13 protein-coding genes are annotated in these 13,546 nt (G+C 37.1%); 10 read left to right on the plus strand and 3 right to left on the minus strand.

Annotated features, from left to right (window positions below; translation table 11 throughout):
* Positions 1 to 7: 7 nt before the first annotated feature.
* The 6 genes from DV427_RS07830 (at position 8) to aroG (ending at position 5,396) form a co-directional block, all read left to right on the plus strand.
* Positions 8 to 655: a DUF452 family protein gene (locus DV427_RS07830; RefSeq protein ID WP_114891926.1), complete on the plus strand. Its 648-nt coding sequence runs from the start codon at positions 8 to 10 to the stop codon at positions 653 to 655.
* Positions 643 to 1,422, plus strand: coding sequence for a malonyl-ACP O-methyltransferase BioC (gene bioC / locus DV427_RS07835; RefSeq protein WP_114891927.1), 780 nt, complete (start codon positions 643 to 645; stop codon positions 1,420 to 1,422). Before DV427_RS07830 ends, bioC begins: the two co-directional genes overlap by 13 nt.
* 12 nt (positions 1,423 to 1,434) lie before the next feature.
* Complete coding sequence (gene bioD / locus DV427_RS07840) at positions 1,435 to 2,076, plus strand: dethiobiotin synthase (protein WP_114891928.1); 642 nt, start codon at positions 1,435 to 1,437, stop codon at positions 2,074 to 2,076.
* An 81-nt stretch (positions 2,077 to 2,157) separates the two neighbouring features.
* Positions 2,158 to 2,841: a lipoprotein-releasing ABC transporter ATP-binding protein LolD gene (gene lolD / locus DV427_RS07845; RefSeq protein ID WP_114891929.1), complete on the plus strand. Its 684-nt coding sequence runs from the start codon at positions 2,158 to 2,160 to the stop codon at positions 2,839 to 2,841.
* Entirely contained in the window at positions 2,841 to 4,091 is a 1,251-nt protein-coding gene (gene lolE / locus DV427_RS07850) for a lipoprotein-releasing ABC transporter permease subunit LolE (RefSeq protein ID WP_114892186.1), read from the plus strand. Before lolD ends, lolE begins: the two co-directional genes overlap by 1 nt.
* Positions 4,092 to 4,307: 216 nt before the next feature.
* Complete coding sequence (gene aroG / locus DV427_RS07855) at positions 4,308 to 5,396, plus strand: 3-deoxy-7-phosphoheptulonate synthase AroG (protein ID WP_114891930.1); 1,089 nt, start codon at positions 4,308 to 4,310, stop codon at positions 5,394 to 5,396.
* A gap of 70 nt (positions 5,397 to 5,466) precedes the next feature.
* On the opposite strand, the gene DV427_RS07860 is transcribed toward aroG, so the two are convergent.
* Positions 5,467 to 5,907 carry a LexA family protein gene (locus DV427_RS07860; RefSeq protein WP_009500595.1) on the minus strand — a complete coding sequence of 147 codons (441 nt, stop codon included), beginning with the start codon at positions 5,905 to 5,907 and terminating at the stop codon, positions 5,467 to 5,469.
* Between the two features lie 287 nt (positions 5,908 to 6,194).
* Between DV427_RS07860 and sstT the strand changes: the two genes are divergently transcribed.
* From sstT to DV427_RS07875, 3 genes are all read left to right on the plus strand, one after another.
* Positions 6,195 to 7,439, plus strand: coding sequence for a serine/threonine transporter SstT (gene sstT, locus DV427_RS07865; protein ID WP_005626569.1), 1,245 nt, complete (start codon positions 6,195 to 6,197; stop codon positions 7,437 to 7,439).
* 120 nt (positions 7,440 to 7,559) lie between these two features.
* The gene (locus tag DV427_RS07870; protein ID WP_114891931.1) at positions 7,560 to 8,168 is read left to right on the plus strand and encodes an NAD(P)H-dependent oxidoreductase; all 609 of its coding nucleotides are present in this window, start codon (positions 7,560 to 7,562) and stop codon (positions 8,166 to 8,168) included.
* Positions 8,168 to 8,722, plus strand: a complete 555-nt coding sequence (locus tag DV427_RS07875) for a TorD/DmsD family molecular chaperone (RefSeq protein ID WP_114891932.1) — start codon at positions 8,168 to 8,170, stop codon at positions 8,720 to 8,722. Before DV427_RS07870 ends, DV427_RS07875 begins: the two co-directional genes overlap by 1 nt.
* Positions 8,723 to 8,769: 47 nt before the next feature.
* Here the strand turns inward: DV427_RS07875 and DV427_RS07880 are convergent, their stop codons facing one another.
* Complete coding sequence (locus tag DV427_RS07880) at positions 8,770 to 9,324, minus strand: NAD(P)H nitroreductase (protein WP_114891933.1); 555 nt, start codon at positions 9,322 to 9,324, stop codon at positions 8,770 to 8,772.
* Between the two features lie 97 nt (positions 9,325 to 9,421).
* Between DV427_RS07880 and sppA the strand changes: the two genes are divergently transcribed.
* Complete coding sequence (gene sppA, locus DV427_RS07885; protein ID WP_114891934.1) at positions 9,422 to 11,269, plus strand: signal peptide peptidase SppA; 1,848 nt, start codon at positions 9,422 to 9,424, stop codon at positions 11,267 to 11,269.
* A gap of 116 nt (positions 11,270 to 11,385) precedes the next feature.
* Here sppA and mnmC read toward each other — a convergent pair whose 3' ends face one another.
* On the minus strand, positions 11,386 to 13,398 hold the full coding sequence (gene mnmC / locus DV427_RS07890; RefSeq protein WP_114891935.1) for a bifunctional tRNA (5-methylaminomethyl-2-thiouridine)(34)-methyltransferase MnmC2/FAD-dependent 5-carboxymethylaminomethyl-2-thiouridine(34) oxidoreductase MnmC1: 2,013 nt from the start codon (positions 13,396 to 13,398) through the stop codon (positions 11,386 to 11,388).
* Positions 13,399 to 13,546 lie beyond the last annotated feature (148 nt).

Genomic DNA, 13,546 nt, shown 5'->3' on the forward strand with positions numbered 1-13,546 from the left:
AAATAATGTGAAAACGAAATTTTATGATCATCAAGGTGAGCATTTAATAGTTTATTTTGCTGGTTGGGGGACACCTCTTGATTCTGTAGCTCATTTGATTTTGCCAACAAATCACAATTTATTAATTTGCTACGATTATCAAGATTTGAAGTTAGATTTTGATTTTTCTGCCTATCAGCAAATTCGTGTAGTGGCATGGTCGATGGGTGTTTGGGTGGCTGAGCGAGTATTACAAGGAATCACCTTACAATCAGCAACAGCAGTGAATGGCACAGGTTTACCTTGTGATGATAGCTTTGGTATTCCCTATGCTATTTTTAAAGGTACGTTAGATAATCTCACAGAAAATACTCGTTCAAAGTTTGAACGTAGAATCTGTGGTGACAAAGTATCTTTTGAACGTTATCAACAATTTTCTGCACGACCATTTAATGAAATTCATCAAGAACTCACCGCACTTTTTGCGATGATTCAGCAGGATAAACGCACAGATCTTATTCACTGGACAAATGCATGGGTTAGTTCTCGCGATAAAATTTTTATGCCGGCTAATCAGCACCAATATTGGGCATCGCGTTGTGCGGTTCAGGAAATAGAGGGAGAGCACTATGTGTTTTCAAGATTTACCCACTGGTCGGCATTATGGAATCATTAACTTCCGTAAATAAATCACGTATTCAACAATCCTTCCAAAAAGCCTTAAATAGTTATGATGAACATGCATTAATTCAACAAAAAATGAATATTAAGTTAATGATGCATTTACAAGACTATTTACCAAATGGGTCATTAGATAGTGTATTGGAGCTAGGTTGCGGTTCCGGTATGTTGAGTACCTTGTTGCAGAAACAGATTTCAGCCAATTATTGGTTATTTAATGATTTGTGTGATGTGCGCTCTCTACTCGCTGAAAAGCTGATTCAACCCTTTGATTTTTATTGTGGTGATGCAGAGATCTTTCCTTTTCAACAACAATTTGATTTGATTGCAAGTGCATCAGCTGTACAGTGGTTCCATCATCCTGACAATTTTATTTCTCATTGTAAAACAGGATTGAAACCTAATGGTTTATTAGCGATAACGACCTTTGGTGAAGATAATTTAAAGGAGATTCGCCAAATGACGAATGTGGGGTTAAGTTATCCGAATTTATCTCAATGGAAAAATTGGTTAGCTAATGATTTTGAGCTTTTATGGCATGACGATGTTAATGTAATACTAGAGTTTGATACGCCATTAGATGTACTCAAACATCTGAAATATACCGGTGTAACAGCGACTAACCAGAAAAATTGGACAAGAAAAAATCTCAACAAATTTATTGATGATTACTTACAGGCTTTTAGGTTGCCATCGGGTAAAGTGCGGTTAACTTATCATCCATTATTTTTTATTGCACGTTATTCTCGTGCTGGAAATTAGTAAGGCGTATTTATGGGCAAGGTTATTTTTGTATCGGGCATTGATACCGATGTAGGTAAAACAGTTGCAACAGGCATTTATGCTAAAAAGTTGATGGAACAAGGCTTTTCCGTTATTACACAAAAAATGATTCAAACAGGCTGTAAAAATATCGCTGATGATTTGCTTGTACATCGAAAGATTCAAGGGATTGATTTGACGGAAGAAGATTTACAAGGCGACACCTGTCCTTATCTTTTTGAATACCCTTGTTCTCCTCATTTAGCAGCAAAGCTCGAAGGGCGAGAAATTAATGAAAAAATTATTGAAAAATCTACTGCACTTTTAGCAGAAAAATATGATTATGTGTTGCTGGAGGGGGCGGGTGGGTTAATGGTTCCTTATTGTGAAGAGGCGACTACATTAGATTATATCCAGTCAAATAATTATCCTTTGATTTTAGTGACATCGGGAAAATTAGGTAGTATCAACCACACATTATTAAGTTTAGAGGCTTGTCGTTCTCATGGTGTGTCAGTGCTAAGCGTAATGTATAACGGTTATCCCGAATACGATCCTATCATTAGTCAAGAGACGCAAGGCTATTTAAAAGGTTATCTTAAAAGATATTTTCCTGAAACGGGATTTGAATGCTTTGGCCGCATTGAAATTTAAGCTCAGGGAAAAGTGTGATAGACTCGCGCAAGTTTTTAATGAGATGATTTGCTGCTAAGGTGCGGTTAAAACGAGTAAAAAATGAATAACTATTTATTAAAATGCGAAAACATCAATAAATTTTATCAAGAAGGTGAAAATCAAACGCAAGTATTAAAAGGCGTTTCTTTTTCTATGGAACCCGCAGAGTTGGTTGCGATTGTGGGAAGCTCTGGTTCAGGGAAAAGTACTTTATTGCATACTTTGGGTGGCTTAGATCAGCCAAATAGTGGGGAAGTGTTTATTAATGGACAATCCTTGCAAAAAGTATCGACTAATGAATTAGCTGCTTTGCGCAATCGCTATTTAGGATTCGTGTATCAATTCCATCATTTAATGGCGGACTTTACCGCACTTGAAAATGTGATGATGCCGATGTTGATTGGTTATCAAAATAAAACAGAAGCGAAAGATCGTGCCGAAAAAATGCTAAGTGCGGTGGGATTAAGTCATAGAATTACGCATCGTCCATCAGCGCTTTCTGGTGGGGAACGTCAGCGCGTGGCGATTGCACGTGCTTTAGTGAATAATCCATCGTTAGTTTTAGCGGATGAGCCCACAGGGAATCTTGATCACAAGACCACAGAAAGCATTTTTGAACTTATTCAACAACTTAACCAAGAGCAAAATATTGCCTTTTTATTAGTCACTCACGATATGGGGCTTGCTGAAAAACTATCACGCCGTTTAGTTATGCAAGATGGTATTTTGAAGGAAGGTGTATGATGAATACGCCGTTTTTTATTAGTTGGCGTTATCAACGTGGCAAGCAGAAAAATCCTTTAGTTGCGTTAATTGCAAAATTTTCAGCTATCGGTATTGCGCTGGGTGTTGCAGTTTTAATTGTTGGTTTAAGTGCTATGAATGGTTTTGAGCGTGAGCTTAACCAAAGAATTCTTGCAGTGGTTCCCCATGCAGAGATCTTATCAGCGCCCAATACGACGGATCCAGCCATTCACCATTGGCAAAATTTGGAAAAACGTTTACAACAAAATGCCCAAATTAAAGGTATTTCCCCTTTTGTTAGTTTTACTGCATTGGTAGAAAATGGCTCAAAACTGAAAGTGGTTCAGGTGAAGGGTGTTGAAAAACAAGCAGAAGATCGCGTGAGCTCCCTTGGTAATTTCGTACAAGCTCAAGGCTGGGATAAATTTGGTAAAGAAGGTGGATTAGTCTTGGGATCGGGTATTGCTAGAGAACTCGATGTAAAAGCGGGTGATTGGGTTACCTTACTTATTTCTCAGCAAAACGGCGATGAACAACTTGCTCAACCCACTCGTGAACGTGTGCAAGTCACTGCAATTTTGCGTCTAGATGGACAACTTGATTATAGTTATGCCTTATTGCCGCTTGCTCAAGCACAAGAATTTTTAACTTATAAATCTGATCAAATAACAGGGGTTGAATTAAAATTAGATGATCCTTTTTCTGTGAAAAATCTGGATTTATCTATGCTTAATGATTATCCACAGATGCTTTATATTCAAAACTGGATTGGTAAATTTGGTTATATGTATCGCGATATTCAACTTATTCGAACAGTGATGTACATCGCGATGGTGCTCGTGATTGGGGTTGCATGTTTTAATATCGTTTCTACTCTGATTATGGCGGTAAAAGATAAGCAAGGCGATATAGCCATTATGCGCACGCTTGGGGCAAATAATGCTTTCATTAAACGTATTTTTATTTGGTATGGCTTACAGGCAGGAATGAAAGGTTGCTTAATTGGTATCGTGTTAGGCATTATACTTGCATTAAATTTGACAACCTTTATTCAAGGCATTGAGTGGATTCTCGGTAAGAAATTATTATCAGGCGATGTGTATTTTGTTGATTTCTTGCCCAGTGAGTTACATTGGTTGGATGTTTTGATGGTTTTAGTTGCAGCGCTTGCATTGAGTTTAATTGCTAGTCTTTATCCAGCAAGTAGGGCCGCTAAATTACAACCAGCCCAAGTATTAAGTAGCCATTAATTTTGTGAATACCGCATGAAAGTGCGGTATTTTTTATCTTTTATTCACTTAATATTTCACTTTATTCGGCTTGCAAGCATACGTTAAAGATAGTTTAATAACGAACTTGTAGGTTTTATTCTTAAAAAATACAACGAACTAGTTTACTAGTACAAAAAATAGGTGTAGATTACCTACATAATTAAAACACAATATTTGAAAGTTTGAGAGTGATATATGGCTAAAGAGAAAATTGAGATTGTCGTGGCAAACGACGATACGCGAATTGAAAAAGTCGATCAGGTGTTACCACCCATTGCCTTATTAGAAAAATACCCTGCTAGTGAACATGCTGCGGCATTAGTGAAGCAAACTCGTTATGAGGCACATAATATTATTCATGGTAAAGATGATCGTTTATTAGTGATTATTGGTCCTTGCTCTATTCATGATCCGAAAGCTGCGATTGAGTATGCAAACCGTTTAAAACCATTACGTGAAAAATATAGAGATAGCCTTGAAATTATTATGCGTGTGTATTTTGAGAAACCACGCACAACTGTGGGCTGGAAAGGTTTAATTAACGATCCGTATTTAAATGATACTTATCGTTTAAATGATGGTTTACGCATTGCACGAAAATTACTTTCTGATATTAATGATTTAGGTGTGCCATCTGCTGGTGAATTTTTAGATATGATCACACCACAATATGTTGCAGATTTTATGAGCTGGGGCGCAATTGGTGCTCGCACGACTGAATCACAAGTTCACCGTGAGTTAGCTTCTGGTTTGTCTTGTGCGGTTGGTTTTAAAAATGCAACCAATGGTGGCGTGAAAGTCGCCTTAGATGCAATTGGCGCAGCCGAAGCCCCTCATTATTTCTTATCTGTAACCAAATTTGGTCATTCAGCGATTGTTTCTACAAAAGGGAATGAAGATTGTCATATTATTTTACGTGGCGGAGATAAAGGGCCAAACTTCAATGCTGAAGATGTGGCAAAAGTTTGTGCGGATATTGAGAAATCTGGCCGAATCCCTCATGTAATGATTGATTTTAGCCATGCAAATAGCTGTAAACAATACAAGAAACAAATGGATGTTTGCCAAGATGTATGTAATCAGATTGCATCTGGTTCTAAACAAATCTTTGGCGTAATGGTGGAAAGCCATTTAGTGGAAGGTCGTCAAGATTTAGTTGATGGCAAAGCACAGACTTATGGACAAAGTATTACGGATGCGTGCATTGGATGGGAAGATTCTGAAAGATTATTGCAACAACTTTCTGATGCAGTTATTGCTAGACGTAAAGTGACGAGTAATTAATTGAAATATAATCTAGATACTAGATAGAAGTGCGGTTGATTTTCACCGCACTTTTTTATTTTGCCTTTAACTACGCAGCCCATTTCATTTTATCGCGACGTTTCATTTGATGAATCGTATTGGTTACTGTGCCGACAATAGGTAAATTCGACCAATCTTTTGTATTTATATTTGGTGTAGTGGAATCCAATGCCATGAAAAGGTAATTGCCGCTATGCGCAATAAATTCATAGACATGAAATTCGTTATTTTCTTCTAGTACAACAAGATCACCTGAATAAAGATCGTCATTTTTTTCAACGACTAGCATATCTCCACTTTCAATTCCCCAAGCTAGCATGTTTGGGTTGGTTACATGAATAAAACAGGTTTGCTTTGGACGTTTGATACAATAAAGATTCAAGTCTAGTTTTTTATTGAATTTAAGGCTGTCATCCATATCACTGAAAAAAGGGAGTGGATTATAAGAAAAATCCATTTCATATTGCGCAGTCAAAGTTTGGTTGTTCATTCTCTTATCTCCTGTTAAATAATATGGATAAATAACCTTTTACCTTGTTTTTTTGTACAGTTAAATTTTACTGGTGTTTCATACAGGGTGTCAATAGGTTAAATAAAAAATTTTTTTATAAGTATGTTTTTAGAAAATATCTAACAAATTTAGAAAAAAGTTCACTTATTGGATAAAAAATAACAAAAAATATTTTCTTTCGATAAGAATTTACGCTATCTTTAATTCCCTTGTAGGTGGATTGGTAACAATCTGAAGTTAAATTTATTAAAAAGAAAGATAAAAGTATGAACACATCTCGTTTATTTCGTCTGTTATTCCAGGGCAATTTAGTAAAAAGAATTGCAACTGGTTTAGTTCTAGGGATCATTATTGCGCTTGTTGGACCTGCACTTGAAGGTGCTTTAGGTTTTAATATTGCGGAAAAAGTAGGCGTTTTAGGTAGCATCTTTGTTAAAGCATTGCGTGCTGTTGCCCCAATTTTGATTTTCTTCCTTGTTATGGCTGCGCTTGCAAACCGTAAGATTGGTACGAAAAGCAATATGAAAGAAATCATCGTGCTTTACCTTTTAGGCACCTTCTTAGCTGCGATTGTCGCAGTTATTGTAGGGTTCGTATTCCCAACGGAAGTAGTTCTTGCAACCAAAGAAGATGCAAGTTCAGCGCCGCAAGCAGTTGGCCAAGTTTTATTTACCCTTATTTTAAATGTGGTAGATAATCCATTAAATGCGATTTTCAAAGCAAACTTTATTGGTGTGTTAGCATGGTCTATCGGTTTAGGTTTAGCGTTACGTCATGCATCTGATGCAACTAAAAATGTATTATCTGATTTTGCAGAAGGTGTATCAAAAATTGTTCACGTCATTATTTCTTTTGCACCATTTGGTGTATTCGGTTTAGTGGCTGAAACCTTATCTGATAAAGGATTAGTTGCATTAGGCGGTTATGTGCAATTACTTGCTGTATTAATCGGTACAATGTTATTCACTGCTTTTGTTATTAACCCAGCATTAGTTTATTGGAAAATTCGCCGTAATCCGTACCCATTAGTATGGACTTGTGTACGCGAAAGTGGTGTAACTGCATTCTTCACACGTAGTTCTGCGGCAAATATCCCAGTGAATATTGAATTAGCAAAACGTTTAAACCTTGATGAAGAAACTTATTCTGTTTCTATTCCATTGGGTGCGAACATCAATATGGCGGGGGCTGCAATCACGATCACAATTTTAACGTTAGCAGCAGTACACACATTAGGTGTGGAAGTATCTTTTGTTAGTGCGATTTTATTAAGTATCGTGGCTTCTCTTTGTGCTTGCGGTGCATCTGGTGTGGCAGGTGGTTCATTATTATTAATCCCATTAGCATGTAGCTTATTTGGTATTTCTGATGATGTGGCAGCACAAATGATCGGTGTTGGTTTCATTATCGGTATTTTACAAGACTCAACTGAAACGGCATTAAACTCATCAACTGACGTATTATTTACTGCGGCAGTATGCATGGAAGAAGAACGTAAAAACGCAGCATAATGATGATGCAAATAAGAGAGCGGGCTATGCCCGCTTTTTTTATGTGATTTTATATGCAAAGTGCGGTCTATTTTGATAGACTTCTGCCACCTTTTATTTCCTTACAAATAGATAAGAAAAATGAACCACTTAATTATTTTTGCTCATCCTAATTCAGCGCGTAGTTTTGGGCGAGCGATTGCCAATCGTATTGAGCAAATTAGTGAAGAAAATGGTGTAAATGTATTTTTTCGAGATCTTTATGAAATGAATTTCAATCCAATTTTATCTCATGAAGAATTGCAGAATACTAACAAAGGTATTATTCCAGAAGATATTCAGCAAGAGCATGATTTTATTCTTCAAGCTGATTTAATTACGTTGGTTTATCCCCTTTGGTGGATGGGATTCCCATCAATTTTGAAAGGCTATTTGGATCGCGTATTAAGCCATGGCTTTGCCTATAAAACGGAAAACGGCGAATCAGTAGGTTTGCTCAAAAATAAGCAAATGCAGCAATTTATTACGATTGGCAGTAATGTTGATAAATATAAAGAATTTGGTGTGGATAAATCTCTCAATCATTGTTTAATTAATGGATTATTTAATTACTGTGGCATTGAAAATGTTGAGTTTGAATTATTCGGTGATATTCATTTAATTGATGATGAGGCGCGTAAAGCAATGATTGAACTTGCCACTCAAAAAACAAAAGAAAAATTGGCCGCACTTTTAAAGGAAAATGCGTAATGTCTGAAAAACAAATTAATAATTTTTCATTAATTAGTCGATTATTCGGTAATCTTTTTTATCGTTCTCCTACCGATGAAGTGCTAGCAGGCGCGTTTGCTTGGTTACAACAAAAAGGTTTGAGTCAAGTTTGGGCGTTAGATACTGATAAAGAAAGTGAATTAGCGCTGAATAGCCTACAAGCTAAAATTGATCTCGATTTATTGAACCAAGAGTATCAAAAATTATTTGGTACCAATGGTAAAGTCATGACCTCTATTTCAGCTTACGAGATTGATGTTGAAGAATTTATGAATTTCCGCCTTGTACGCAATATGCCAGAGGTGGAAAGTGCGGATCATTTTGCTTTATTATTGCTCACAGCCTCTTGGCTTGAAGATAATTCGGATTCTTTAGTGGCTCAACAAGAATTCTTTGAAACTTTTTTATTACCTTGTGCGGCGAAGTTTTTAACTCAAGTAGAAAATCAAGCAACTTTGCCTTTTTATCGTGAATTAGCCCTTCTTACACGAGAAATATTGGCAGCGATGGCGGATGAATTGGAAGAAGAATAGCGCAGTATTTTGCTTTCCTCTAAGTCTTGAGGAAAGCAAGCAATATTTTATAGATAGGTTACAAAATCTTTTGTATCGATAACTCGGCATTCACGTTCGGCTTTTTCCATGCCAGTACCAATCATGACTAACGCAATCACACGATCTTGTTCACGACATCCGAAAGCTTCTCGTAATGCAGTGCCATTAACCCATTTCCCCGAAATCCACACATTATCAAATCCTTGTGCTTGCGCAGCTAGTTGTAATCCATAAGTTGCACAACCTGCACTCAACATTTGTTCCCATCCAGGTACTTTAGCGATAGTTGGATCTATCCTTGCTACGACACCAATAACTATTGGTGCTCGATGTGCTAAATTTTCAGCTTTCTTTAATTTTTCTTCACCCAAATCAAATTCCACAACGGCTGCTTTGAGTAGCATTTCCAATTTATTTAATCCATCATTTTCTATTACAACAAAATGATAAGGATGTAATTTCCCATGATCTGGTGCGTGCATTGCTGCTTGGAGAATAAGTTCAAGCTGTTCAGCATTAGGTGCAGGTGCGGTCAATTTTTTGTTTGATTTTCTTGTTGTTAAAAGAGTTAACGCATCCATTTTATTATCCCCTATAAGTAAAAGTGCGGTGGATTATAACATAGTTTTTGACAAGGCTTTGTGATACGCTAGCGCAAATTTTTTAAAGGTAATTTGTATGTTTCGAGTATTAAAATTATGTTGGAAAGCGCTATGTTTTCTTCGTGATCTTGTGATGAATGTTGTGTTTTTAGGTTTTGTACTATTGCTAGTGGCGATTATTAGCTTTTCAAGCGGTGGAAAAAAATCTGCAACATTAACGGGGGAAGGCGCATTATTACTTAATTTAGATGGCTATCTAGCCGATAACCGCGATGAAACACTTCGTTGGCAAGATGCATTAAGCGAATTGAATGGCGAGCACGTCCCTAGAAAAATTTCGACATTTGATGTGGTATTTGCCATTAAACAAGCGGAAGATGATCCTAAAATTAAAGGATTAGTGCTCGATCTTAATTATTTTGAGGGGGCAGATTTACCCGCATTAGATTTTATTGGTGGCGCTATCAGTCATTTTAAAGATGCAGGAAAACCAGTGATTGCTTATGCGGATAATTATTCTCAAGGACAATATTATTTAGCCAGCTTTGCTGATGAAATTTATTTAAATTCAATTGGGAGTGTGGATATTCACGGTTTATCGCAAGAGAATTTATATTTCAAAGAGATGCTCGACAAATTAGCCGTTACACCACATATTTTCCGCGTAGGGACTTATAAATCAGCAGTTGAGCCATTTTTACGCAACGATATGTCTGCTGAGGCAAAAGCAAATATGCAGCGTTGGTTAGGTGAAATGTGGAATAATTATGTTTTATCTGTCAGCGAAAATCGCAAGATTAAGAAAGATAATGTTTTGCCGAATGCGAAACAATATTTATCGGATCTTAAAGCATTAAAAGGCAATAATACGGCATATGCACAACAACGTGGATTAGTAACCGATGTTGTAACTCGTTTGGATTTAGATAAAAAACTCACCGCACTTTTTGGTAAAGGGAGTGACGGGAAAGCGAATCTCATTGAACTTGATGATTATTTGACTCAACTGCCTGATCGTTTAGAACATTACAATGTACCGAATAAAATTGTAGTCGTGAATGTTGAGGGAACGATTATTGATGGTGAAAGTGATGAAGAAAATGCAGGTGGTGATACCATTGCACGAATTCTCCGTAAAGCTTATGATGATAATTCAGTAAAAGCCGTTGTTTTACGAGTCAACTCACCGGGCGGTAGTGCTTTTGCTTCTGAAATTATTCGTCAAGAAACAGAAAACTTACAGAAAATCGGTAAGCCTGTCATCGTATCTATGGGAGCAATGGCTGCGTCTGGCGGTTATTGGATCTCATCCACTGCGGATTATATTATTGCCGATGCAAATACAATTACTGGTTCTATCGGTATTTTTGCGATGTTTCCGACTTTTGAAAATAGCATTAAGAAAATTGGGGTGAATGCTGATGGTATTTCAACCACTGAATTAGCTAATACATCAGCCTTTTCTCCATTAGCAAAATCTGTGCAAGATATTTATCAAACAGAAATTGAGCATGGTTATGATAGATTTTTAGAAATTGTTAGCAAAGGTCGCCAGCTTTCTAAAACACAAGTAGATAAACTTGCTCAAGGTCAGGTTTGGTTAGGCAGTGATGCATTCCAAAATGGTTTAGTGGATGAGATCGGTTCTTTTAATGAAGCGGTTAATAAAGCAGAACAATTAGTGAATCAACGCCAAGATACTGCTGTACAAGATTTTAGCGTGGAATGGTTTACAGATGATAACGTTAGTTTAATTAGCACTTTATTGCGCGATACTAAAAAAGGTACGCAAGAGCAGTTAGTTAAATGGCTTGGTCTGCCCGCTCCAATTCAAAAATTACAAAAAGAATTGAATGTATTAACCAAATTTAATGATCCTAAAGGTCAATATTTGTATTGTTTGAATTGTGGAAAGGTTAAGTAATTTATCTTGATGATCTTTTTATTATTTCAAATTTATAACGCACGCTTTATAGCGTGCGTTTCAATTTTCAGAAAGTGTTTATTAGGAAAACAGGTAATAGCATTAAGAATAAAAAATTATTCAACTTTCGAACCTTTCAACCATTTTCTCACCCAAGCTCGATTAGCTGAAAGATTATGTAATATAGCTTCGCTTATAGGTAATGACTCGCCATAAATGATTGAAGCTAAGGTTTCACCTAAGAGTGGGGCGGAGGTAAGCCCGCGAGAACCTAAGGCTGCGATTAAGAAAAGATTCTGAAAATTGGCCGCACTTTGAATAGGTTGTTTACGGCGGCGGAGGTTGAATAAATTGTAATAATCCGCTTGTTGCTGTTCAAAATTAGGTACGTTTCCCACCATTGGGGCAAGATCTCTTACAGAACAACGAATACCGACACGCGCTAAATTACCTGATGTATCCACATCTTGCGTCCAAGGTTGGGCGATATTTTGTTGGAGTTTTTGTTGATTTTCTTGTTGTTCTTGTTCGCTAAAGTGGCGATCAACATTATCTCGAATATGGCTTGCGCCGATGCAATGTGAGGTTTTTAATTGATCGGCTGGGGTGAGATAGCCATCATAACAAAGTACAGATTTCAGTTTGAGTAAGTTTTCTGATGTTGGAATTTGGCTAACTTGCCCGCGGATAGGGTAGAGTGGTAGCTTTTCTGTTTGAATAAAATCAGTAATTTTATATCCGTTCGCAAGAATGACGACTTCATGGCTGTATTTTTGACCTTGCATATTTTTTAGTTCCCAACCTTTTTCTAGCTGAGAAAGTGCGGTAATTTTTTGTGAGGTTTTAATGACGACACCCTGCTTTTCAAGAAATGAAAAGGCATTTTGAACAAATTGTCTTGGTGCAAGCCAAGCCCCTTGTTTAATCCAACCGCCTTCGCAATTAAGTGGTAATCCCACTTTTTCACTGAGTTGTTCAGCATTCAGCATTTGGAAGATTTCGTTCGGTAAACCAAGTTGAGAAATCTTTGTTAATTTAACCGCACTTTTTTCGTTGTAAGCACATAGTGCCACGCCACAAAATTCGTGTTCAAACTCGATGTTTTGTGCGATTGCCCAATCAAGTAATTGGAGACCGTAACTGAAAGCGTGCAGGTAAAAATCAACGGTGAGTGCATTATCATCGCTAAGTTGCGGATAAAATGCACCTTGTTTATTGCCTGAGGCATTGAGTGCGAGCGCTTCATCCTCACAATAAATGGTGACTTTTGCCCCGCGTTTTATTAAGGAAATGGCAGCACAAAGGGAAGCAACACCTCCGCCGATAATAGCGACATCTTGTTTTTCCATTTTCGCAGGCTGAGCAAGATACCAAGGTGTGGAAAGTGCGGTAGATTTTGATTGTATTTTTAGCCCACTTAAACATTCTCGTTTCTTACCGAAGCCTTTACGTTTTGTCACATTAAAGCCAGCAGATTCAAGCCCTTTTCTGACCGCACTTGCTGCCGTGAAGGTGGCAAAAGAGCCATTGGGTTTTGTGAAACGAAACATCAGGTTATAGAGATCATCATTCCACATTTCAGGATTTTTACTTGGCGCAAAGCCATCTAAAAACCAAGCATCAATACGTTCATTCATATAATCGCCAAGTTGTGGCAAGTTTTTTGATACATCACCAAGCCATAAATCTAACGTGGTCTCTTCAAAATGAATACGATGACAACCTAGAATCAATGAAGGCCAATAACGTTGCAAATGAGCGCTTAAATCTTCAAACTGCGGATAGGCAAAATGAGCTTGCGAAAGTGCGGTGATTTTTAGCGGATATTTTTCAAAGGAAATAAAATTTAGGCGTTTTAAAGGATGATTCTCGTATTGCTGGCGAAATTCACGGAACAATTTGGTTGCCGCAAAGAAATTTAATCCTGTACCAAATCCTGTTTCTGCAATGACAAAATTAGCATCGTTGTGGTTTATCCAACGTTCCCAAAGTTGATTACCTTGTAGAAAAAGATAATCTGTTTCTGCCAATCCATTTTCGTTAGAAAAATAGATATCATCGAATTGATCAGAGATGGGAATATGGTTTTGATTGAAGTGAATCTCAGCATGTTGGACGCTAAAAGTCATTTTTTATTCCTTCCTTGCCTAATGAAATTTGCATATAATAACGCGATTTTCTAAACTGGTCGAACAAATGAATTATTGCTTGAAATATTTTTATTTCGTAGTAATTTTGAGCCGTTATTTTTACATATAAAACAATAAGGAAGAAGCA

The sequence above is a fragment of the Haemophilus haemolyticus genome (genome assembly GCF_003351405.1).
Classification (GTDB): Bacteria; Pseudomonadota; Gammaproteobacteria; order Enterobacterales; family Pasteurellaceae; genus Haemophilus; species Haemophilus haemolyticus_N.